Source organism: Herbaspirillum sp. Her3 (assembly GCF_057961275.1).
Genome location: NZ_CM176328.1, coordinates 3,253,573 through 3,274,798 on the forward strand (window position 1 = coordinate 3,253,573; position 21,226 = coordinate 3,274,798).

Annotated in this window: 19 protein-coding genes; 7 read left to right on the plus strand and 12 right to left on the minus strand. The window is 62.9% G+C overall.

Annotation, left to right across the window (positions count from 1 at the left end):
• Window positions 1-80 precede the first annotated feature (80 nt).
• The 5 genes from ACVC5H_RS14775 to rph all read right to left on the minus strand — a co-directional run bounded on the left by ACVC5H_RS14775 (window position 81) and on the right by rph (window position 6,224).
• Window positions 81-2,162: a putative bifunctional diguanylate cyclase/phosphodiesterase gene (locus ACVC5H_RS14775; RefSeq protein WP_489622703.1), complete on the minus strand. Its 2,082-nt coding sequence runs from the start codon at window positions 2,160-2,162 to the stop codon at window positions 81-83.
• Window positions 2,163-2,167: 5 nt separating this feature from the next.
• Window positions 2,168-3,367, minus strand: coding sequence for an EAL and HDOD domain-containing protein (locus ACVC5H_RS14780; RefSeq protein WP_489618596.1), 1,200 nt, complete (start codon window positions 3,365-3,367; stop codon window positions 2,168-2,170).
• 142 nt (window positions 3,368-3,509) lie between these two features.
• Entirely contained in the window at window positions 3,510-4,754 is a 1,245-nt protein-coding gene (gene hemW / locus ACVC5H_RS14785) for a radical SAM family heme chaperone HemW (RefSeq protein WP_489618597.1), read from the minus strand.
• A complete protein-coding gene (rdgB, locus tag ACVC5H_RS14790) occupies window positions 4,751-5,341 on the minus strand; it encodes an RdgB/HAM1 family non-canonical purine NTP pyrophosphatase (protein WP_489618598.1) in 591 nt (196 codons plus the stop codon). The genes hemW and rdgB overlap by 4 nt, the downstream gene beginning before the upstream one ends.
• Window positions 5,342-5,495: 154 nt before the next feature.
• Window positions 5,496-6,224 carry a ribonuclease PH gene (gene rph / locus ACVC5H_RS14795; protein WP_489618599.1) on the minus strand — a complete coding sequence of 243 codons (729 nt, stop codon included), beginning with the start codon at window positions 6,222-6,224 and terminating at the stop codon, window positions 5,496-5,498.
• A 347-nt stretch (window positions 6,225-6,571) separates the two neighbouring features.
• On the opposite strand from rph, the gene ACVC5H_RS14800 reads away from it, so the two are divergent.
• The 4 genes from ACVC5H_RS14800 (at window position 6,572) to ACVC5H_RS14815 (ending at window position 10,767) form a co-directional block, all read left to right on the plus strand.
• Window positions 6,572-7,486: a YicC/YloC family endoribonuclease gene (locus ACVC5H_RS14800; RefSeq protein ID WP_489618600.1), complete on the plus strand. Its 915-nt coding sequence runs from the start codon at window positions 6,572-6,574 to the stop codon at window positions 7,484-7,486.
• Between the two features lie 64 nt (window positions 7,487-7,550).
• The gene (gmk, locus tag ACVC5H_RS14805; RefSeq protein ID WP_489618601.1) at window positions 7,551-8,189 is read left to right on the plus strand and encodes a guanylate kinase; all 639 of its coding nucleotides are present in this window, start codon (window positions 7,551-7,553) and stop codon (window positions 8,187-8,189) included.
• A gap of 77 nt (window positions 8,190-8,266) precedes the next feature.
• Entirely contained in the window at window positions 8,267-8,470 is a 204-nt protein-coding gene (rpoZ, locus tag ACVC5H_RS14810) for a DNA-directed RNA polymerase subunit omega (protein WP_338719369.1), read from the plus strand.
• Between the two features lie 35 nt (window positions 8,471-8,505).
• Complete coding sequence (locus ACVC5H_RS14815; protein ID WP_489618602.1) at window positions 8,506-10,767, plus strand: RelA/SpoT family protein; 2,262 nt, start codon at window positions 8,506-8,508, stop codon at window positions 10,765-10,767.
• 81 nt (window positions 10,768-10,848) lie between these two features.
• On the opposite strand, the gene ACVC5H_RS14820 is transcribed toward ACVC5H_RS14815, so the two are convergent.
• Window positions 10,849-11,820 (minus strand): LysR family transcriptional regulator, encoded by a 972-nt coding sequence (locus tag ACVC5H_RS14820; RefSeq protein ID WP_489618603.1) that lies wholly within the window; start codon window positions 11,818-11,820, stop codon window positions 10,849-10,851.
• Window positions 11,821-11,963: 143 nt separating this feature from the next.
• Here ACVC5H_RS14820 and ACVC5H_RS14825 point away from each other — a divergent pair, with 143 nt between their 5' ends.
• Complete coding sequence (locus ACVC5H_RS14825) at window positions 11,964-12,572, plus strand: FMN-dependent NADH-azoreductase (RefSeq protein ID WP_489618604.1); 609 nt, start codon at window positions 11,964-11,966, stop codon at window positions 12,570-12,572.
• A gap of 79 nt (window positions 12,573-12,651) precedes the next feature.
• Here the strand turns inward: ACVC5H_RS14825 and ACVC5H_RS14830 are convergent, their stop codons facing one another.
• Together ACVC5H_RS14830 and greB are read right to left on the minus strand one after the other, a co-directional pair.
• Complete coding sequence (locus ACVC5H_RS14830) at window positions 12,652-13,992, minus strand: DUF3422 family protein (protein ID WP_489618605.1); 1,341 nt, start codon at window positions 13,990-13,992, stop codon at window positions 12,652-12,654.
• Window positions 13,993-14,094: 102 nt separating this feature from the next.
• Complete coding sequence (gene greB, locus ACVC5H_RS14835; protein WP_489618606.1) at window positions 14,095-14,652, minus strand: transcription elongation factor GreB; 558 nt, start codon at window positions 14,650-14,652, stop codon at window positions 14,095-14,097.
• Between the two features lie 201 nt (window positions 14,653-14,853).
• Here greB and ACVC5H_RS14840 point away from each other — a divergent pair, with 201 nt between their 5' ends.
• Both ACVC5H_RS14840 and ACVC5H_RS14845 read left to right on the plus strand, forming a co-directional pair.
• On the plus strand, window positions 14,854-15,741 hold the full coding sequence (locus tag ACVC5H_RS14840) for a methylglyoxal synthase (protein WP_489618607.1): 888 nt from the start codon (window positions 14,854-14,856) through the stop codon (window positions 15,739-15,741).
• Window positions 15,742-15,748: 7 nt separating this feature from the next.
• Window positions 15,749-16,366 (plus strand): hypothetical protein, encoded by a 618-nt coding sequence (locus ACVC5H_RS14845; protein WP_489618608.1) that lies wholly within the window; start codon window positions 15,749-15,751, stop codon window positions 16,364-16,366.
• Window positions 16,367-16,455: 89 nt separating this feature from the next.
• Here the strand turns inward: ACVC5H_RS14845 and ACVC5H_RS14850 are convergent, their stop codons facing one another.
• The 4 genes from ACVC5H_RS14850 to ACVC5H_RS14865 all read right to left on the minus strand — a co-directional run bounded on the left by ACVC5H_RS14850 (window position 16,456) and on the right by ACVC5H_RS14865 (window position 21,160).
• A complete protein-coding gene (locus tag ACVC5H_RS14850; protein ID WP_489618609.1) occupies window positions 16,456-17,817 on the minus strand; it encodes an EAL and HDOD domain-containing protein in 1,362 nt (453 codons plus the stop codon).
• A gap of 150 nt (window positions 17,818-17,967) precedes the next feature.
• A complete protein-coding gene (locus tag ACVC5H_RS14855) occupies window positions 17,968-18,855 on the minus strand; it encodes a 23S rRNA (adenine(2030)-N(6))-methyltransferase RlmJ (RefSeq protein ID WP_489618610.1) in 888 nt (295 codons plus the stop codon).
• A 198-nt stretch (window positions 18,856-19,053) separates the two neighbouring features.
• The gene (locus ACVC5H_RS14860) at window positions 19,054-20,790 is read right to left on the minus strand and encodes a ClcB-like voltage-gated chloride channel protein (protein ID WP_489618611.1); all 1,737 of its coding nucleotides are present in this window, start codon (window positions 20,788-20,790) and stop codon (window positions 19,054-19,056) included.
• On the minus strand, window positions 20,783-21,160 hold the full coding sequence (locus ACVC5H_RS14865; protein WP_489618612.1) for a winged helix-turn-helix domain-containing protein: 378 nt from the start codon (window positions 21,158-21,160) through the stop codon (window positions 20,783-20,785). Before ACVC5H_RS14865 ends, ACVC5H_RS14860 begins: the two co-directional genes overlap by 8 nt.
• Between the last annotated feature and the right edge of the window lie 66 nt (window positions 21,161-21,226).

A 21,226-nucleotide genomic window follows, 5' to 3' on the forward strand; every position in this document is an offset into this window, starting at 1 on the left:
CGGACGCGGCAGAGGACAACACGCAAATTCAAGGAAAGACAGCAACAAGCCGGGCAGCGCAGGCCGCCCGGCAAAAGGTATCACTGGTCAGGAGAGATGGGATCGGATGCAGCCGATGCAGCGGCCTCCGGAATCACATTGAGCTTGCGCCCTTCCAGTAGCATGGCATGGAAGTCGGCGGCCGGGACCGGGCGCGAGAACAGGAAGCCCTGCAGTTCGTTGCAGCCGGCTTCGCGCAGGAAGTTGAACTGCTTTTCGGTCTCTACCCCTTCGGCAATGACCTTGTGACGCAATTGCTTGGCGATACCAATGATGGCGCTGGCAATGGCGCAATCATTGGTATCGTCGGGAATACCCATGGTGAAGGAACGGTCGATCTTGAGCGTGTTGATGGGGAAACGCTTCAGGTACGACAGGCTGGAATAACCAGTACCAAAGTCATCCAGCGAAATCGTGATGCCCAGGCTGCAGATCTTTTCCATGATGGAAATGACCCGGTCCGTGCTATGCATCAGCATGCTCTCGGTGATTTCCAGTTCCAGCCAGTCGCCGCTGAGGGAATGACGGTTCAAGGCGGCACGTACGCGATCAGGCAGCGAGCGGGTGAATTCACGGGCCGTCACGTTCAAGGCGATGCGAATCGGCGGCAAGCCGGCATCCCTCCAAGAGCGCGCCTGGCGGCACACGGCATCCAGCACCCAATCGCTCAGTTGCACGATCAGGCCAGTTTCTTCCGCAATGGGGATGAACTCGCCCGGCAGCAGCAGGCCGCGCTCCGGATGCTGCCAGCGCACCAGGGCTTCGCCGCCGGTGATGGCCAGGGTGTTCATATCCACCTTGGGCTGGTAGTACAGCAGCAACTCGTCGTATTCGAAGGCGTGCAGCAGGCCCGTTTCGATGCGCAGCACGTCCAGCGTGTTGCGGTTCATCTCTTCGCTGTAATAAACGTAGCCGCCTTCATTGTTGTCACCGCCCTGCTTGGCCCGGTACATGGCGATGTCGGCCAGGCGCAGCAGGGTTTCAGTGTCGCTGGCGTCTTCCGGATACATGCTCACGCCGATGCTGGCGCCCACGCGCAGCTCATGGCCGTCGATGAAGAAGGGTTCATCAAACACGCCCAGCAGCTTCTGGGCGACGAAGCCGGGATGGTAATCCTTGTCGATGTCGAACAGCGCCACCGCGAATTCATCCGCGCCCAGTCGCGCCACCAGATCCTGCTCGCGCAATGCGCGGCGCAGGCGGATGGCCACTTCCACCAGCAGCATGTCGCCGGCCACATGGCCCAGCGTGTCATTGATGGGTTTGAAACGGTTCAGGTCGACGAACATCACGCAGCCATGCATGTCCTCATGGCGGGCTTCGGTGAGCGCCTGATCCACGGTACGGGTGAGCAAGGTGCGGTTGGGCAGGCCAGTCAGGGCGTCATAGTAGGCCAGATGATGGATCAGCTTTTCGGCGTTCTTGCGCTCGGTGATGTCGTTGAGATAGCCGATCAGGCCAATGGCGTGGCCGCTCTGGTCGCGCATGACCGACAGCGACAAACTGGCCCAGAACACCTCGCCGGACTTCTTGCGGCGGCGCACTTCCATCTCGCGGCCACCCTGCTCCAGGAACAGGTCGCGCAGGGAGTCTTCTTCCTCCTCGTTCTCGTAGAGGAAGAGCACGTTGCGGCCGATGGCTTCCTGCGCACTGTAGCCGAACAGTTGCTCGGCCCCGCGGTTCCAGCTGGTGATGAAACCGGCCGGGTCCATGGTGATGACCGACTCATGCATCTGGTTCAGGATCTGCGCCTGCTGTTCCAGCTTGGCCTCGATCTGGTCCAGTGAACGGGCGCGCTTGTCAGTCTCGGCGCGGCGCTGCATCAGGCGTCCGAGGAAGGACGCCAGCAGCCCCAGGCGAGTGCGCTCATGCTCGGTGTAAGGGCGGGTCAGCGGCGGAAAGACGAAGTAGCCGAACTGCGCCCCCTCGTACTGCACCGCCTGGCATAGCCCATTGGCGACCTCCGGCGGCGGGCTGACCACATAACGCCCGCCAGGACGCTTCAGGAAACCGGACGCAATCCCTCCGAGCGCCGCGTGCAGGGCCATGCCCTGCAGGTTCTGCATGGCGTCCAGCAGTGCCGAACAGCATGCCAGATCGTCATTGCCCACGGAGGAAATCATCGTCATCACGCCTCAGTACTGACCCGTGTGGCCCAATTGAAGGCCTGGATGAGACAGCGGCAATAAACCTCGGCATCCAGACCCGCAGCATCCAGGTCGGAATGGCGCAGCGGGATGCGGCCATCCTCGGAGCGTTCCACCACGTCCAGCAGCTTGCCCAGCGTGCCGCTGCGATAGACCAGCGCGTTGACGATATCGACCGGCAGCTTGAGCGGCTCGATGATGTCGTTCAGGGGCATGCCCAAGAGAATGTCCAGCAGCGAGAACATGCCGGTGATGAAGGCGCGGTCCAGTTCTTCCTGGCTGCATTCCACCTTCAGCGCCATGGCTTCCATCATCGCGGCGCGGGCAGCGGCGCGCGGCAGGAGCGGATTGGCCGACTCGTCGCCGGGGAAACGTGCATACAACAGCAGTTGCAGCCAGCGCTGCAACTGGCGGCGACCCAGCAGGTTGATGGCCTGGGTGAAATTGGTGATATGCGCCGAGAAGCCGAATGCGGCCGAGCTGACCAGCTTGAAGAGCTGGTAGGACAAGGCCGGGTCCTGCTTGAGCAGGGATTCCAGTTCGTTGGCGTCGGCATCGCGCGCCACCAGCTCCAGCAGCTTCAACAGGCGCGCACGGGAAATCGAATTCTTTTGCGACAGGCGGCTATCCGGATGCAGGGCATAGTCACCCGAGAACCAGCGGAAACCTTCCACCCGGCAAGCATCGAACTGAACCGGATCGCCTACGTTCTCGGCCAGATGCGGGCCGCGCAGGCGCTGCAGCCATTGCCGGGTTTCCGGAAGGTGGCCCATGCCGGCATCCAGCGCCATCGATTCGACGAAGGGGAAGACACTCGCGCCTTGCGCCGGCAAGCCATCAGCGATGATGGCAAAGCCGCGGCTGTGCAGCCAGTCCAGCGCATCGATCTTGCCGGGATCCACGCAGTGCTCCACCGGTACGCGCAAGGCGAGCTGGCCAGGCGGGACCTCTTTCTGGAACTCGGGCGCGAAGACGGCGGGGTCGCGCACCGGGATGATGCAGTTCAGTCCACCCAGCGCATCGTGCAGGTCGAATTCATTGAACAGGCGGGACAGCAAGGCACTGCCATCCTCGACCGCTGGCGAAATATGCAGAGACAGCGCGGTCCAGACGTGATGGACGTCCGCAACGGGCTGCAAAAACACGAGTGGGAATGGAACGCTTTTATCCTGAACAGCCATATTTTTATCGTGGCGCGCCCCGTTAGCCTGCCGAGACGCTCGGTCATGTTGAAAAACTATAAATAAGTTTCCCAGCAGAATACTTAATTAAAATTAAATTTTTTCTAAATATACCTGATAAAAGCTGGCTTGCAACAAGGCTTTACTCTGACAAGAAAATTTCCTGCAAATCATTGAGAAAACGGCGGCCAAGATCGGTCGGCCGGATCAAAGCGTGATCGCGATACAACATGCCTTTTTGCTCGGCCAGGTTGAGCGCTTTTTCGATCTGGTTCAGGCCCATCCCGGTACGCTCGGCAAACAGATTGGGCGAGAAGCCTTCGGTCAGGCGCAAGGCATTGAGCATGAACTCGAAGCCCAGCGCATCGCGGCCGATTTCGGCCTCTTCCTGGATGGGCGTGCCTGCCTTGGCATGCTCCAGATAGGCCTGGGGATGCTTGTAGCGCATCTGCCGCACGATGCGGTGCGGGAACGACAACTTGGAATGTGCCCCGGCACCAATGCCCAGGTAATCGCCGAATTGCCAGTAGTTCAGGTTGTGCCGGGCGCGGCGCTTGGGCTGGGCGTAGGCCGAGACTTCATAGTTGACGTAGCCGGCAGCATTGGTCAGCTCTGCGATCATGTCCTGCATGTCGGCGCTGGTATCGTCATCGGGCACCGGCGGCGGATATTTGGCGAAGAGCGTATTGGGTTCCAACGTCAGGTGGTACAGGGACAGGTGCGGCGGCGCAAAGCCGATGGCCGTGGCGATGTCGGCGCGCGCCTCGTCCAGCGTCTGCTGCGGCAGCGCGTACATCAGGTCGAGGTTGAAATTGTCGAAATTGGCGTGCGCAATCTCCACCGCCTTGCGCGCCTGGTCGCCGTCATGGATGCGTCCCAAGGCATGCAGATGCTGGCTGTTGAAGCTCTGGATGCCGATGGAGAGGCGGTTGATGCCGCTCTCCCGGTAGGAGCGGAATTTGTCAGCCTCGAAGGTGCCGGGATTGGCTTCCATGGTGATTTCGATGTCGCCATCGAACGGCAGCAGGGTGCGCAGATCCGACAGCAGGCGATCCAGTCCCGCCGCCGAAAGCAGGCTGGGTGTGCCGCCACCGATGAAGATCGTGTGGATCTTGCGGCCCCAGATCAGCGGCAGGGACTGTTCCAGATCGCTGCGCAGGGCATCCAGGTAAGCTTCTTCGGGGAAACTGCCCTTCACTTCATGCGAATTGAAGTCGCAATACGGGCACTTGCGCACGCACCACGGAAAATGCACGTACAGCGACAAGGGCGGCAAAGCCGTCAGTTGCAGGCTGCCCGGCTTCAGGAAGGCCAGCGCTGCCTGCGCCGGGCCGCTGGCCGCGTGAGTGGCGGGGATGTCGGACGGGACCGGCTTGATCCGGATCATGCCAGCTTCTCGACCAGCGCACGCAGGGCCTGGCCACGGTGCGAAACGGCATTCTTCTCGGCTGCCGTCAGTTCGGCTGCGGTCTTGCCCAGCGCTGGCAGCAGGAAGTACGAATCGTAGCCAAAACCACCCTGCCCGCGCGGCTGGTCGATGATTTCACCCTTCCAGAGGCCATCGGCGATGACCGGCTGCGGGTCATCGGCATGGCGCACGTAGACCAGCACGCAGTAGTAATAGGCGGACTTGTCGGCGTGCGCCGCCAGGTCGGCGATGAGCCTGGCGTTGTTGTTGGCGTCGGATTTGGGCTCGCCGGCATAGCGGGCGGAATGAACGCCCGGCGCACCGCCCAGGGCATTGACGCAGACGCCGGAATCATCGGCCAGCGCCGGCAGCCCGGTCAGGCGGGCGGCGTGACGCGCCTTGGCGAGGGCGTTCTCGACGAAGGTGCCGAAGGGCTCCTCCGCCTCGGGCACGTCGAACTCACCCTGGGGGCGGACGTCCAGTCCGATGTCGCCGAGAAGACTGGCGAATTCCTTCAGTTTGCCGGCGTTGTTGGACGCCATCACGATCTTTTGCTTGGGTTGCATGTCTGTCCTGATCCTTGCTGGGGCGCGCCGGGCGCGGGAGAGCGAGCGCGGCGCCACAATGAAAAACGCCATGTCGGTGCGGCACATGGCGTTTTTGTTCATATCGCTTCTGAGCCGCATTGTACGGCCATTTGCGCCGGCGCGTCGCCGCGGCTTACAGGCCCAGGGCCTGCTTCTGCAAACCGTTGAGCGTGGCGATGCCCTGCTGGGCCAGGTCCAGCAGGCTGTTCAGAGTCGCGCGGTCGAACGCCGCACCTTCGGCCGTGCCCTGCACTTCGACGAAGTGGCCGGCGTCGGTCATGACCACGTTCATGTCGGTATCGCAATCCGAGTCTTCCAGGTAGTCCAGGTCCAGCACCGGCACGCCCTGGTAGACGCCCACCGAGATCGCCGCCACGAATTGCTTGACTGGGATAGCCTCGATCAGGCCACGCGACTGCAGCACGGTGAACGCGTCATAAGCGGCCACCATGGCGCCGGTAATGGCGGCGGTACGGGTGCCGCCATCAGCTTGCAGCACGTCGCAGTCCAGCTGCAGGGTGCGCTCGCCGAAGGCTTCCAGGTCAAAAGCGGCGCGCAGGGCGCGGCCGATCAGGCGCTGGATTTCCTGGGTGCGGCCGGACTGCTTGCCCTTGGCGGCTTCACGGTCCATACGGGTGTGGGTGGAGCGCGGCAGCATGCCATATTCGGCGGTCAGCCAGCCTTGTCCTTTACCCTTGAGAAAGCCGGGGACCTTTTCCTCCATGGAGGCGGTGCAGAGCACCCGGGTATCGCCAAATTCCACGAGCACCGAGCCTTCGGCATGCTTGGTGTACTGGCGGGTCAGGCGCACGTCGCGCAATTGCGAAACACTGCGGCCGCTGGGGCGATGGGAAGCTGTCATGGTGATCCTTGTCTTTTGCTGAGCGAAGCTGGGCAGGTAACGGGTCGACGAAAGGCCGGCAGCAGCGAAATGCAGCTTGCCGACGGCCAATCGCCGCCAAAAACCGCCGGATTGATGTTTTTGATAGCGCGGCGCCGCCAATCTTCATTAAAATGCGGGCTCCGACCGGGTGGCACCCGGGCAGACCGCACAGGCGGTGCCGGAACGTTCAAGTCCGGCATTGTAAAGGAACACGATGCCCGCCGTCGCGGCATCGGCCATTTGCCTTCCCTGCCCGCCCCCGCCCGCAACCCGATGCGCTGGCGCAGCCCTGCTGCGTCGCCCGCCCGCTTTATGGAGTCCCGACCTTGACCATCTACAGCATGACCGGCTATGCCGTCACCACCCGTGAAACCACTGCCGGCACGGTCACCCTGGAAATGAAGAGCGTCAATTCGCGTTTCCTCGACCTGCAATTCCGCATCAACGATGACCTGCGCGCGGTCGAACCGATGCTGCGCGAAGCCATCATGGGCCGCCTGGTGCGCGGCAAGGTGGAATGCCGCCTGTCCTTCGGCCGCAAGGTCGCCAGCGGCAACAGCCAGGCCTTGAACCACACCCTGGTGGCCCAGCTGGCCGGCCTGCAAGACCAGTTGCGCGCGCAATTCCCGGATGCTGCACCGCTGTCGATCAACGAACTGCTGCGCTGGCCCGGCGTAATGGAAGAAGCCGAAATCAGCCAGGAAACCCTGCAGGCCGACATCCTAGCCACCATGCAGCAGACCCTGGACGCCTTCGTCGAATCGCGTGCCCGTGAAGGCGCGGCCCTGCAAGCCGTGATCCTGGCACGGGTGGACGCCATGGAAGCCATCGTGGCGCGCATCACCCCGCTGGTGCCGCAACTGGTCGAGCAATTCCAGCAAAAAGCCACCGAACGCATGACCGAAGCCCTGGGCCTGGCCCTGCAGACCCAGAACGGCGCCGCTCCTGTTGCCACCCGTGAAGAATCGCTGGAACGCATCCGCCAGGAAGTGACCCTCTACGGCATCCGCATCGACATCGCCGAAGAACTGGCGCGCCTGTCGGCCCACCTGGCCGAGACCCGCCACATCCTCAAAAAGGGCGGCCAGGTCGGCAAGCGCCTCGATTTCATGATGCAGGAACTGAACCGCGAGGCCAACACGGTCGGATCGAAAGCCGCCGTCAAGGAGCTGGCCGATGCGTCCATGGAGCTGAAGCTGCTGATCGACCAGATGCGCGAGCAGGTGCAGAATCTGGAATGACGCGGCCACCGCCCCATTCCACCCAGACATTGATTAGTTAAAAGACATTTTCAGCGAGGACTCCATGCCTGTCCAAAAACCCACTTCCGGTAGCCTCTTCATGGTGGTCGCCCCGTCCGGCGCCGGCAAATCCACCCTGGTCAACGCCCTGCTCAAGCAGGAGCCGGCCATCAAGCTGTCGATCTCCTACACCACCCGCGCACCGCGCCCGGGCGAAGAACATGGACGTGAATATTATTTCACTGATGTGGAGGACTTCCTGAAGCGCCAGGCCGAAGGCGAATTCCTTGAATGGGCCGAAGTCCACGGCAACTACTACGGCACCTCGCGCCTGATGATCGCCGACCAGATCGCCAACGGCACCGACGTGCTGCTGGAAATCGACTGGCAAGGCGCCCAGCAGGTGAAGAAACAGTTCTCCAATGCGATTGGCATCTTCATCCTGCCGCCCTCCATTGGCGCCCTGGAAGAGCGCCTGAAGAAGCGCGGACAGGACGAACCGCACGTCATCACCCGTCGCATCCTGGCTGCGGGCGGCGAAATCGCGCACTCTCCGGAGTTCGAATATGTTATTATCAATCAAGAGTTTGCCGTCGCTTTGTCCGAACTGACGGCAATCGTCCAGGCCGCCCGCTGCCGCTTCCCGCAACAAGCCGCCCGCAATGCCTACTTGTTCACCCAATTGGGCATCCACGCGAGCTGAGCCGCACAAGCAGCGCACGGGCAACCCCGCGCCGGACTCATCAATCCACACGCAACACCGTCATTCAGGAGTGTCACATGGCCCGCATTACCATTGAAGATTGCCTCAAGCAGATCCCCAACCGCTTCCAGCTGACCCTCTCGGCGACCTATCGCGCCCGCCAGCTGCTGCAAGGCCACACCCCCAAGGTGGAAGCCCGCGACAAGCCCACCGTGACCGCCCTGCGCGAAATCGCCGCCGGCAAGGTCGGTATCGAAATGCTGAAGAAGGTTCCGGCCTGATCCTGGTCCGTCCATGAAGCTGATAACGGACAAGTATGAGCCTCACCACTACCGACTCCACCTTATCAGCCGCTGCTAGCTCCAAACGTGCCGCCGGTTCCGGCCGCACCGCCACTCCCCTCGAAGTCGCCCCGGCCGCCCACAGCGGCGTGGCGACCTTCGCCCATCTGATCCCCAAGCTCGAAGAGTACCTGACCCCTTCCGAACTGAAGAAGGTCAAGGAAGCCTATCGCTTCGCCGACGAAATGCACCTGGGCCAGATGCGCAAGTCGGGCGAGCCCTACATCTCGCATCCGCTGGCGGTGGCCGAGATCTGCGCCGAGTGGAAACTGGATGCCCAGGCCATGATGGCGGCCTTCCTGCACGACGTGATGGAAGACCAGGGCGTCAAGAAGGAAGAGCTGATCGAGCGCTTCGGCGCCTCGGTGGCCTCGCTGGTGGATGGCTTATCCAAGCTGGACAAGATCGAATTCCAGAGCCAGGTCGAAGCGCAGGCGGAAAATTTCCGCAAGATGCTCTTGGCCATGGCACGCGACGTGCGGGTGATCCTGGTCAAACTGGCCGACCGCCTGCACAACATGCGCACGCTGGGCTCGATGCCGCCCGAGAAAAAGCGCCGCATCTCGCGCGAGACCATGGAAGTCTACGTGCCCATCGCGCACCGCCTGGGCCTGAACAACATCTATCGCGAACTGCAGGAGCTGTCCTTCTCGCACCTGTACCCGCTGCGCCATCGCACCCTGCTCAAGGCCGTCAAGGCCGCGCGCGGCAACCGCCGCGAAGTGGTGACCAAGATCATGGAGTCCGTCACCAGCACCCTGATCGCCGCCGGCATCCCGGCCCAGGTCGATGGCCGCGAAAAAACGCTCTACGGCATCTACCGCAAGATGCGCAACAAGCACCTGAGCTTCTCGCAGGTGCTGGACGTGTACGGCTTCCGCGTGGTGGTGGACAGCTTTGCCAACTGCTACGTGGCGCTGGGTACGCTGCACTCGCTGTTCAAGCCGATGCCGGGCAAGTTCAAGGATTACATCGCCATTCCCAAGCTGAACGGCTACCAGTCGCTGCACACCACCCTGATCGGCCCCTACGGCACGCCGGTCGAGTTCCAGATCCGCACCACCGACATGCACCGCGTGGCCGAGTCCGGCGTGGCGGCGCACTGGCTGTACAAGGACGACGAAGGCAGCCTCACCGACCTGCAGCAGCGCACCCATGCCTGGCTGCAGTCGCTCTTGGACATCCAGAAGCAGACCGGCGATTCGGCCGAGTTCCTGGAACACGTCAAGGTCGACCTGTTCCCCGATTCGGTCTACGTCTTCACGCCCAAGTCCAAGATCATCGCCCTGCCCCGTGGTGCCACGGCGCTCGATTTCGCCTACAGCATCCACACCGACATCGGCGACCAGACCACCTCGGCCATCATCAATCATGAACCGGCCGCGCTGCGTTCGGAGCTGCACAATGGCGATATCGTCGAGATCATCACCTCGCCGACCTCGCGCCCCAGCCCCAACTGGCTGGGCTACGTGCGCACCGGCAAGGCGCGTTCGGCCATCCGCCACCGCCTGCGCACGGCCAACCGCGTCGAGTCGCAAGCCGTCGGACGCCGCTTATTGGGCAACGCTCTTCATACGCTTGGCATTGAACCTGAACTTCCTTCCCATATCGTAGAGCGTCTGCTCAACGAATCCAGCGCCAAGACCATGGATGACCTGTATGCCGAGATCGGCATCGGCACCCGCATGGCACCGCTGGTGGCGCGCCACATCATGACCATGATGGATACCGGCGCGAGCGTGCCGCAGCTCGATCCGGAAGGCCACATGCTGCCCAACAAGCCCGACCCGGTGGTCATCACCGGCAGCGAAGGCGCGTCGGCGCAATTGTCGCCCTGTTGCATGCCGATCCCGGGCGACCGCCTGACCGGCTACCTCAAGCCGGACCAGACCCTGATCGTGCATACCCAGGAGTGCGACACCGCCAAGCGCCTGCACGAGAAGGAGCCGGACCGCTGGATCGATCTGGTCTGGGGCCACGACCTGAACCGCCGCTTCGATTGCCGCATCACCATCCTGATCCACAATGAGCGCGGCACGCTGGCCCGCATCGCCGCCGAGATCGGCGAATCGGATGCCAACATCGTCTCGGTAGCCATGGATGACGAAGGCGGCAATGGCTCGATGAAGTATCTGCGCTTTACCATCCAGGTCGAGGATCGCGTCCACCTGGCGCGCCTCATGCGTGGTATCCGCAAGATCGACAGCGTGGCCCGCATCCTGCGCGAACGCGGCTGATTCAATTCAGCCTTGCTTGCCCGCCATGACAAACGCCCGCTCAATGCGGGCGTTTGTCATTGGGTTGGATAATGCGGCTTTTCAGGCCGCCGCTTTGACCTGCGCCGCTGCGCTCTTGGCCTCGTCTTCCAGATGCTTCTGGCAGGCCTGCGCGCCCTTGTCGGCAATGCCGCGCTCAAGCTTGTCGGCGAAGAATTCGATGAGGGCGCTGACCGCGCTGGGCAACTGGCGCCGATGCACGTACACCGCATAAAAGCCCATGGTGTCGCGCTGGTAATCCGGCAGGATGTTGACCAGGCTGCCGTTGCGCAAATCTTCGGAGGCCAGCATGGTCGGCAGCAGCGCAATGCCCAGTCCGGCCCGGGCCGCACGCAATTGCCCCTGCGCCGTGTTGATGCACAGGCGCGGTACCACCCGCACGCTTTCCGGACCGTGTGGCCCTTCCAGCTTCCACACCGTATGCTGTGACGCCTGCGAGGTCGCCAGGCAGGCATGGCCGACCAGATCGGCCAGGGCCTGCGGCGTGCCCTGGCGCTCCAGATAACGCGGACTGGCGATCAGGGCCATGTGGCTCTGCACCAGCTTGCGTGCCACCAGGCTGGAATCGGGCAGCACGCCACCACGGAAGGCCAGGTCGATGCCCTCGGCAATCAAGTCGGCACGGCCATCGTTGAGCACGAACTCCAGCTGCACCTTCGGATAGAGATGCATGAACTCATGCATCCACTCAATGGAGAAATTGTCGAAGAAATCCACGGGCGCCGCTACCCGCAGGCTGCCGGAGGGCTCGCGCTGGCTGTCGGTCAGGCTGGCGCTGGCGTGTTCGATGTCTTCCAGGCCCGGTGCGCAGCGCTCGAAGAATTCGCGCCCGGCCGCCGTCATGTTGAGCTGGCGCGTGGAGCGCTGCAGCAGACGCACGCCCATGGCCGCTTCCAGCGCCTGCAGGCGGCGGCTGATGGTATTGGGCGGCATGGACAGCCTGCGCCCGGCAGCGGCAAAGCTGCCGGCCCGCACTACGTGTACGAAGAGCCAGATGTCGTTCAGGTCTAGCATGGCCAGTCTCGATTACAACCAAAAATGGATCAGTGAAATGCGATTCTCGCATCTATTGCAACAAATGAAAACTGGGTATCGTTGACCCAATGCAAGCACCCTCACCAGAGTGCATTGCCCACCGAACAACGAAAGGACACACCATGAGCACCCTGCTGCACATCGACTCCAGCGCCCGTACCGGCGGCTCCATCTCGCGTCAACTGACCGCTTCCTTTGCCCAGCAATGGCAAGCCAAGAACCCCGGCGGCAAGATCGCTCACCGTGACCTGGCCAGCAATGCCCTGCCACACCTGAGCGAAGCGCTGCTGGGCGCTTTCTTCACCCCGGCCGATGCGCGCAGCCCCGAGCAGGCAGAAGTCATCAAGCAATCTGACGCCTTGGTGGACGAACTGCTGGCTGCCGACACCATCGTCATCGGCGTGCCGATGTACAACTTCGCCCCGCCCTCGACCCTGAAGGCCTGGATCGATCACGTGTTCCGCGCCGGACGCACCTTCAAGTACACCGAAACCGGTCCGGTCGGCCTGGTGAGCGGCAAGAAGGCCGTCATCATCCTCTCGCGCGGCGGCAAGTATTCCGAAGGCCCGATGGAAGCGCTGGACTTCCAGGGCAAGTACCTCAAGAGCGCCCTCGGCTTCATCGGCATCACCGACGTCGAGCTGGTGGTCGCTGAAGGCGTGGCTATGGGCGAAGAAGCTGCCAAGGCGGCCGTCGCCGGCGCCGAAGCCAAGATCAACGCGACCGTCTGATCCCGGGTTGCATCCACGCTCCCTGCAAACGGGGCGCACCGCATCAGGCGGTGCGCCCCGTTGTACTTTGCGCTGCGGCTCAGTGGTTGCCCAGGCCCTTGTGCATGCGCCGCAAGCCCAGCCAGACGCAGGCGGCCACCACCGGCATGGCCAGACCTGTGGCCAGGTCCGGATTGATGGGCAGGCCCGCCGCCTTGGCGGCCTTGCCGGCATAGCCCAGCAGGCCGATCACGTAGTAGGAGATAGCCGCGACAGACAAGCCTTCCACTGCCTGTTGCAGCTTCAGTTGCTGGGCAGCGCGGGCATTCATGGATTCCAGGATCTGGCGGTTCTGGCGCTCCTGCACGATGCCGATGCGGGTGCGCAGCAGGTCGTTGGTATGGGCGATGCGCTCGGCCAACGCTTCCTGGCGGCGGGCGATGGCCTGGCAGGTGTTCATGGCCGGTGCCAGCCGGCGTTCCATGAATTCGCCGATGGTCGGCACGCCTTCGATGCGCTGCTCGCGCAATTCCTCGATGCGCGCCTGCACCAGCCGGAAATAGGCTTGCGAGGCAGAAAAGCGGTAGCTGTTCTCCAGCGACAGTTTCTCGATACGTGCGGCCAGGCCGGTGATCTTGCGCAGGATGCGCTCATCCTCGGCCATCTCTTCGGGCGTACCCGTGGTGGATTGCTCGGACTGCACCATGGCCGCCGTCAGCGCCGCCAGATCGCCTTCGATCTCGTTGAGCAAGGGGCCGGACTGCTGGGCGTGCGGCAGGCCCAAGAGCGCCATCATGCGGTAGGTCTCGATTTCCAGGATGCGCTGCGCCAGGCGCCCGCCCTGCAGCTCGCGCAAGTCGATGTCGCGCACCACGAAGCGCGAGAAGCCATCCGACTGGATCTGGAAATCGGTCCAGATCTCGCCGCCCTGCAAGACCTTGCTGGAACTCATCAGCTTGCCTTCGAAGATGCGCTGCATCTGGCGCGCCGTCGCGGCCGGATCGTCGGCACCGGGCTCCACCACCACATGCGCGGCCACCATCAGCTTGCCCTTCAGGCTCACCAGCCATTGCTGCGGGATATGCGCCAGCGGCGCGCGGGCGAAGGCCTGCTCGGTGGACAGCTCCTCTTCATGGGCCTGGGCGAAGGTATAGGTGGCGAACTCGGTGTGGCATTCCCACTTGAGGCGGAAACGACCGAAATCGTGATAGAAGTGCTTGGCCTCGCCGCCCGGCGCAACCACGCCGAAATGGGTGCACAGCTCATCGAGCAAGGCATGCTGGGCACTGGCGTGACGGCCGCTGTTGCCGTCTTCGCGCACGTAGACGGCCAGGTGCGTGAGGGTTTCCGAGCGCGTGAGCTGCAGAAAGGGGCGCGAATGCACCTCGGCAGCCAGGACGACACGCTGCGGGTGGTTCAGGCTGGCAAAAACGATGGACATGGAGCGTTCTCGTGGAGGATTGAAATTCGGTAGGCCGGGCGCATCGGAAAGCGCGCGCGGCGACGGCATGGGTTGGTCAGGCTTGAGCAGACTCAACGGCCGCTACTGCGGCGCCGGATAGGTTACTTCCAGGATGGTCAGTTGTTCCACGCCGGAAGGCGTCTGCAGCACCACTTCGTCGCCCTCGCGCGCCTTGGTCAGCGCCCGCGCCACGGGTGAAATCCAGCTGATGCGACCCTTCAGGGGATCGAGTTCATCGATTCCAACGATGGTCACCGTGTGCTCTTCGCCGCGCTGGTTTTCGTAAGTGACGGTGGCACCGAAGAATATCTGGTCGCTGCCATGATGCACCGAAGGATCGACCACCTCGGCATTGTCCAGCCGCTTGGTCAGGAAGCGGATACGGCGGTCGATCTCGCGCAGGCGCTTCTTGCCGTAGAGGTAGTCGCCGTTTTCGGAGCGGTCGCCATTGGAGGCGGCCCAGGACACCACGCGCACCACCTCCGGCCGCTCTTCATCGATCAGGTGCAGCAATTCATCCTTGATGCGCTGATGCCCCTGGGGGGTCATGTAATTCTTGCTGCCGGGCGGGATGGCCGGCAAGGCGATCTCGTCATCGTCGTCGGCGCCGTCGGATTCTTTTACAAAAGCCTTGTTCATGCTGGAGTGGGGTTGGTATGCAGGTTCACGCTTATTGTAGATTGTAGCCGCATGCGGGGCCGTGCAACGGTACAGTTGCGCCGAATAATGCGCGTGGCACTGTGCCGGGCTCGCCCTTTGGCGCGCACTCGGCGATAATCTGCACTCGCGCCTGCGCATGGGCTGCCATGCCAGGTTTCACCCACTCGCCTGCCTGCGCCCATGTCTTCCATCGCTCCCCGCTATCGCATCGGTCTCATCGCCAACCGCGCCCATCAGGACGCTTCGGATTCCGCCCTGGTCCAGTTGCTGACCGGTTCGCGCTATCGCATCGAAAGCCTGCAACCCGAACTGATCGTGGTCGGCCGCACCCTGGATGCGATCAGCCAGATGAACCTTTTGCCCGGCTATGCGCATCTGGTGCGCTTCCCCTATGGCCGGCATGGCGGGCTGATGAAGCTGGTCTCGCGCACCGTCGATCCCGATCCCGAGCGCACCCTGGATGCGGTGATCTACCTGATCGATCCGGTCGATCCCTCGTCCACCTTCCCGGAAGCGGTGGCGCTCAAGCGCCAGTGCGTCATCCACGGCAAGCCCTTCCTCTCGACCCTGGCCGGCGCCCAGGAATGGTTCGAGCTGGAAGACCTCGCCAATGGCGCAGCGCCCGACAGTTTCCTCGATGACCGTTTCCACCTGAAGGACGAAGGCATTGCCCTCATCGCCCACGACGCCATGAAGTCGCGCATGCTGGAACTGGCCGAAAAGCATTTCGAGGTGCTGGACCAGTTTGCCTTCCGCTGCGCCACCGGCACCACCGGCGGCCTGCTCAACCAGCTGGCCATGAAGATGAAGGGCGAAGCCGGACGCAACTGGGTCAAGCCCTACCTCTCCGGCCCCTTGGGGGGCGACGCCCAGATTGCCGAACTGATCCTGGAGCGTCAGTGCCGCCGCGTCCTGTTCCTGGAAGATCCACACGTAGCGCGCCAGCACGAAGCCGACATCCAGTTGCTCGAGCGCGCCGCCCGCACCGTGACCGGCTATGCCTCCTGCATGAGCGACGTAAAGTGGGGCGACCGCTGGCTGTCGCTCATCAAGGCGCGCGCCGTCTGATCGCTGGATGACTGCTTCCGCTCCGCCGCCGCGCCGGCCGCCCCGCTGGCGCCGACGCCTGCTGGCGCCGCTGATCTACACCGCCGCCCTGCTGCTGATGCTGGAAGAATGGCTGTGGGATACCACCCAGGCCGCGCTGGCCCGCATCCCCGACTGGCCTTGGCTGGTGCGGCTGCAGCGCTGGGTGGAGCGACTGTCGCCCTATGCGGCGCTGCTGATCTTCCTGGCGCCGACCTTGCTGCTCTTGCCGGTCAAAATCCTGGCCCTGCTGTCGATCACGCACGGCCACCCTACCCTGGGCCTGTTCATCGTCCTGACCGCCAAAGTGCTGGGCACGGCCCTGGTCGCGCGCATCTATGCCCTGACGCGGCGCAGCCTGCTCTCGCTGGACTGGTTCCAGCGCTATCACGACCGCCTGCTGGCCCTGAAGGCCCGGCTCACGGCGCAACTGCAAGCCACGGCCGGCTGGCAGCAGGTGCAGCGCCTGCTCAAGGCCGTAAAATCCTCCATCGTCCACCTCAGGCACGCGCTGGCAGCCCGCATCGCCGCCCCCCGGCCGGGAGCGCCGTGGGCTCGGCTGTTGCGGCTGGTGCGTCGGCTGGTGAGCCGCATGCGGAGCAAGTAGATTCAGATTTAAGGACGTAAAAATGAAGAAGGCTGCCAAAAAGCAGCCTTTTTCACAGGCAGTCCTGTCCGCCCTCAGTGTCGACGCGTTCAGTCATCGTCGTCATCATCGTCATCGATATAGCCTTCCGGTGGCGCCGACATCTGCATGCTGGCGTGCTGGCCGATGTTGTTGTTGGCGATGCTGTTGCCCCATTCGAAGGCCTGCTTTTCAGCGGCGAAGAAATCGTCTGCCGACAGTTGCAGCTCGTCCAGCAGACGCTGCATCTCGGCCTGGTCGGGCGCGCGCAACTCGGTGCATTCCACCAGCTTGAGCACGGTGCCATAGAAGCCGGTGCGGCGCAGCAGGGCTTCGCGGATCTCGGTGCTGACGGTGATCTGGCGCAGCACGGTTTCCATGCTCATGCCAAAGAGCGCGTCCACCAGCGACATGATGCCGACCGTGAAGGCCATCTCCGACATCTTGCGCCGGCCAGGACGGATCCTGGATGTGACCAGTTCCAGCATCTTGCCGCGCGTGGCCGCCAGGATCATCAGCGGCGACATGGTGTCGGCGCGATCCTTGTCGGTATTGGCAAACAGCAGGATCTGCAGCCAGCGCTTGAGCTGGCGGCGACCCAGCACGATCAGCGCCTGGCCCAGCGAATCGATGAACTTCTGGAAACCGTAGACGGGCGTGTTGACCAGCCGCAGCAGCGTCAACGACAGGGCCACGTCGCGCTTGATGTAGCGCACGATCTCGGCGTTGTCGACGTTGCGCACCAGGAGCGTCAACAGGTGCATGATGATCATCTTCGATGCCTCCAGCTTCTTGCCCTGGAGGATCATCGGCTTGGCAAAATAATAGCCCTGGAAGAAATCGAAGCCGAAGGTCATGCAGTCATTGAATTGCTGCAGCGTTTCGACCTTCTCGGCCAGCAGCTCTTTGCGGGCCCGCTTGAAATGCACCGACAGCTTGAGCAGCTTGCTCGGATCGACTTCCATCACGTCGATCTTGATGATCTTCACCAGCGGCAGCAGTTCTTCGATTTCCTGCGACTCGGCCACCACGTCGTCCAGCGCGAAGACGTAGCCGGCAGCCACCAGTTCGCGTACCCGCACCACCAATTCGGGCGTGACACGCACCGTCTCCAGGATCTCCAGCACCACCTTGTCGGCCGGCAGGAAATAAATGAAGTCGCTCATCAGCACGGCCGCATCAACATTGATGAAGCCCTGCAGGTTGCCGATCACGTTGGACAGGCCCAGCTCGGAAGCATGGGCGATCACCGCCGCCGTGGCCGTGACGTCATCCTTCACATTGGCCGGACCGAAGGCGGCGCTGCGAAACAGCAATTCATAGCCAATCAGGTCTTGCTCGCGGCTCAGGATAGGCTGGCGCGCCAGGAAGAAATCCAGGGCCTGGTGCGCGGGCGGGGGCGAAGCGGTTGGGTCGGCGGACTGGTCAGACATGGTTGTTTTTCTACGGGCCCCTGGCGTTGCGGTAAATGTTGACTTAAAGCAATACTCTTATTGTATGCCTTTTTGGCATGATTTCGGTGACATTACGACCACTACAAGCGAAAAAACTCACAAATATTCACAAGCCAGGCCTCAGCCCGCTCAGTTTTCGCCCGACTCCAAGACATATTCGGCACTGTCGTCCACGCCCAGCACCTCGATCAGGTAGGGCATGACCTCTTTCAAGGTGGCTTCCAGCGTCCAGGGCGGGTTGAGGATGAACATGCCGCTGTTGTGCAGACCGAAACCATCCGGCGCCGGCCCATGGATGGCCAGGGTGACGTTGAGCCAGCTCTTGGCGCCCAGGCGCTTCAGGCGCTCGGGCAGCTGGCGCGATTCATTGCGTTGCAGGACCGGATACCAGACCGCATAGGTACCGGTCGGAAAGCGCGTGAGCGCATCGGTGAGCACCTGGGCCACATGGCTGTAGTCGCGCTTGTCTTCATAAGGCGGGTCGATGAGTACCAGGCCACGGCGCGAGGGTGGCGGCAGCAAGGCCTTGAGGCCCTGGAAGCCATCGCCCCGGTGCACCATCACCCGCTTGCCGCGCGTGGTCGGGCGCTGGCCCTGGGCAGCGGCGTGGGCTTCGAGCTTGCGGAAGTTGTCTTCCAACACCTTCACTTCGCTGGGATGCAGCTCGAACAGGCGCAGGCGGTCCTGCTCGCGCATGGTCTTCTCGGCGCAATAGGGCGAGCCGGGGTAGTAACGCATCTTGCCGCTGGGGTTGAGCGACTTGACCACATCGACGTATTCCTTCACCGCCGCGGGCAGGTCCTTGCGGTCCCACAGCTTGGCGATACCGGTTTCGTATTCGGCATTCTTGCTGGCGTAATCTCCATCGAGCGCGTAGACGCCCGCGCCGGCATGGGTGTCGATGACCATGTAGGCAGTGTCTTTCTGCCCGAGATAGTTCATCAACTGGATGATCACCATATGCTTCAGGACATCGGCATGGTTGCCGGCGTGAAAAGCGTGGCGATAACTCAGCATGGAAAATTCACTTCTAGGATGGGGTTGAAATCGGGTGGCGGGTCGGTCCGAACAGGCCCGAACAGGCCGCGGCCACGACCACCGTTGAGGCGGAAACGTTTCACATTTTATCAAGGATAAGTGAGCCGTTGTCGGACCAGTCCCGCATTGTTACAAACAACGCCGGCCACAGCTGGCTTGCGGAAGACTCCCCTACCCTCAATTGCCGGCCCGATCCAGGCGGAAATACGCATCCAGCAAGGAGGTCTTGAAGACCACCCCCAGCAGGCGCGGGTCTTCCGCACTGGCGATCACGGGCAGGCGTTCGCCCTGGTGATCGAGGAACAACTGCAGCGCCTCGCCCAATGACATGTCGGGCGTGACCTCATGCAGGAAATGCGGCCGCAGGAAGTCGCGCGCCAGCCGCCCGCCCGGTTCCTTCTTGTCCAGCAGCCAGGAAGTGATGTCCTGCAAGGCCACCACGCCCTGGTAGCGCTGCCGGGCATCGACGATGTAGACGTACTTGACCGGATACTTCAGGAACAGGGCGCTGACCTCTTCCAGGCTGGCCGTCTCCGCCAGGACCGTTTCGGCCGGGCGGATCAGTTCGCTCATGTGGGTGCCGCGCAGGCGCAGCCGTTCTTCGTTGTCGCGATGGCGCTTCAGGGTGATCTCGTACATCGAGCGCCCGTCCACGCTGCGCGCCACCACATAGGCCACCACGCAGGACAGCATCAGCGGCAGCACCACCTGGTAGCTGAGCGTCATCTCGAAGATCATCAGGATCGCCATCAGCGGCGCATAGGATGCCGCTGCCAGGAAGGCGCCCATGCCCACCATCGCATAGGCGAAGGGTTGCGACATGTGGAAGGGCAACAGGGCCGCGGCCGTATCGCCAAACAGATAGCCGACCGCCGCGCCGACGAAGAGCGTGGGCGTGAAGATCCCTCCGACCGCGCCCGAGCCGACGGTAATGGCCGTGGCCAGCACCTTGATGACCAGCACCGTCAGCACGGCCTGCCACAGCCAGGTGGTATGCAGCAGCGAATTGACCAGGCTGTAGCCATTGCCCCAGACCTCGGGCACCTGGATGGAAATGAGCCCCACCAGCAGCCCGCCCACGCCCAGGCGCACCGGCAGCGGCAGCTTGAGCTTGCCGAAGCCATGCTTGCCCAGTTCCAGCACGCGCAGGAATTGCGGTGCCAGAATGCCTGCCAGCACGCCCAACACCAGGAACAGCAGCACTTCCCAGCCGCCGATCTCGGGGAAGTAAGGCATCTCGTAGGCAGCGCGGTAACCCGGCAGCTCGCGCATGGTGATGTTGGCGACCACCGAGGCCACCACCACCGGGCCGAAGCTCTCCATCACCAGCGAACCGAGCACAATCTCGGTAATGAAGAAAGCGCCCGCGATGGGCGCGTTGTAGGCCGAAGTAATGCCCGCTGCAGCCCCGCAGGCCACCAGCAGCCGCAGGCGGGATGAAGGAAAATGCGAAAATTTGCCCACCAGCGAGGCACATAGCGCCGACAGCTGCACCATCGGCCCTTCGCGCCCGATGGAGCCGCCCGAGGCAATCGAGGCCAGCGAGGACAGGCTGCGCAAAAGCGTATTGCGCACCGGAATGGCACCATCGCCGATGGCCACCGCTTCCATGTAGTCGCCCCCATTGCCGGCAGGAGTGCGCTTGGCCAACACCAGGATCACGCCGGCAATCACGCCGCCGCAGGTCGGCAGCAGCACCCGTACCGGCCAGGACAAGCCCTTGGCGATATCGACGAAACTGCCGTCATGGCCGGTCAGCCAGGTCTGCAGCAGTGCAATGCAGTCACGGAAGGCAATCGTGGCCAGCGCACCCACGAAGCCGGCCAGCGCGCCCCACAGCAGCATGGAATGGTTTTCGGAAACGCGGCAGGCGTTCAGTACCCGCAGGCGGTACTTGATCCACAGTTCATGCATGGTTGCCGCCGCCCTCTTCGTCCGTTTCGTTCATGAGTCCTTGCAGATGCCTGAGATCGGCGGCAATGCTGGCCGCCGCCTTTTTCTGCATGCGTCGGTAACGGGCCAGCACCTCCTGCCCCAGTTCGGTCACCGCCGCGCCACCTCCGCGCGCGCCGCCCGTGGCCGTGGCCACCAAGGGACTGGCGAAGCAGCGGTTCATCTCTTCCACCAGCAGCCAGGCGCGGCGATAGGACATCTGCATCTCGCGCGCTGCCCCGGAAATCGATCCGGTCCGGACGATGGCCTGCAGCAGATCGGCCTTCCCCGGGCCGAAGGCGATGGTGTCGCCCTGCATCACGCGCACTCTTAGGGTCTTGGAATCATTCATGCGCGTGATTGTACTAGCGCCGGCCAGACGCGAGCATGCAATTGACGTTCGTTATATCCTTGCGTA

Excerpts from the sequence above, each read along its gene's own strand:
- ACVC5H_RS14775 (WP_489622703.1), bottom strand. The coding sequence starts at position 2,162 with ATGATTTCCTCCGTGGGCAATGACGATCTGGCATGCTGTTCGGCACTG.
- ACVC5H_RS14780 (WP_489618596.1), bottom strand. The coding sequence starts at position 3,367 with ATGGCTGTTCAGGATAAAAGCGTTCCATTCCCACTCGTGTTTTTGCAG.
- hemW (WP_489618597.1), bottom strand. The coding sequence starts at position 4,754 with ATGATCCGGATCAAGCCGGTCCCGTCCGACATCCCCGCCACTCACGCG.
- rdgB (WP_489618598.1), bottom strand. The coding sequence starts at position 5,341 with ATGCAACCCAAGCAAAAGATCGTGATGGCGTCCAACAACGCCGGCAAA.
- rph (WP_489618599.1), bottom strand. The coding sequence starts at position 6,224 with ATGACAGCTTCCCATCGCCCCAGCGGCCGCAGTGTTTCGCAATTGCGC.
- gmk (WP_489618601.1), top strand. The coding sequence starts at position 7,551 with ATGCCTGTCCAAAAACCCACTTCCGGTAGCCTCTTCATGGTGGTCGCC.
- rpoZ (WP_338719369.1), top strand. The coding sequence starts at position 8,267 with ATGGCCCGCATTACCATTGAAGATTGCCTCAAGCAGATCCCCAACCGC.
- ACVC5H_RS14815 (WP_489618602.1), top strand. The coding sequence starts at position 8,506 with ATGAGCCTCACCACTACCGACTCCACCTTATCAGCCGCTGCTAGCTCC.
- ACVC5H_RS14820 (WP_489618603.1), bottom strand. The coding sequence starts at position 11,820 with ATGCTAGACCTGAACGACATCTGGCTCTTCGTACACGTAGTGCGGGCC.
- ACVC5H_RS14825 (WP_489618604.1), top strand. The coding sequence starts at position 11,964 with ATGAGCACCCTGCTGCACATCGACTCCAGCGCCCGTACCGGCGGCTCC.
- ACVC5H_RS14830 (WP_489618605.1), bottom strand. The coding sequence starts at position 13,992 with ATGTCCATCGTTTTTGCCAGCCTGAACCACCCGCAGCGTGTCGTCCTG.
- greB (WP_489618606.1), bottom strand. The coding sequence starts at position 14,652 with ATGAACAAGGCTTTTGTAAAAGAATCCGACGGCGCCGACGACGATGAC.
- ACVC5H_RS14840 (WP_489618607.1), top strand. The coding sequence starts at position 14,854 with ATGTCTTCCATCGCTCCCCGCTATCGCATCGGTCTCATCGCCAACCGC.
- ACVC5H_RS14845 (WP_489618608.1), top strand. The coding sequence starts at position 15,749 with ATGACTGCTTCCGCTCCGCCGCCGCGCCGGCCGCCCCGCTGGCGCCGA.
- ACVC5H_RS14850 (WP_489618609.1), bottom strand. The coding sequence starts at position 17,817 with ATGTCTGACCAGTCCGCCGACCCAACCGCTTCGCCCCCGCCCGCGCAC.
- ACVC5H_RS14855 (WP_489618610.1), bottom strand. The coding sequence starts at position 18,855 with ATGCTGAGTTATCGCCACGCTTTTCACGCCGGCAACCATGCCGATGTC.
- ACVC5H_RS14860 (WP_489618611.1), bottom strand. The coding sequence starts at position 20,790 with ATGCATGAACTGTGGATCAAGTACCGCCTGCGGGTACTGAACGCCTGC.
- ACVC5H_RS14865 (WP_489618612.1), bottom strand. The coding sequence starts at position 21,160 with ATGAATGATTCCAAGACCCTAAGAGTGCGCGTGATGCAGGGCGACACC.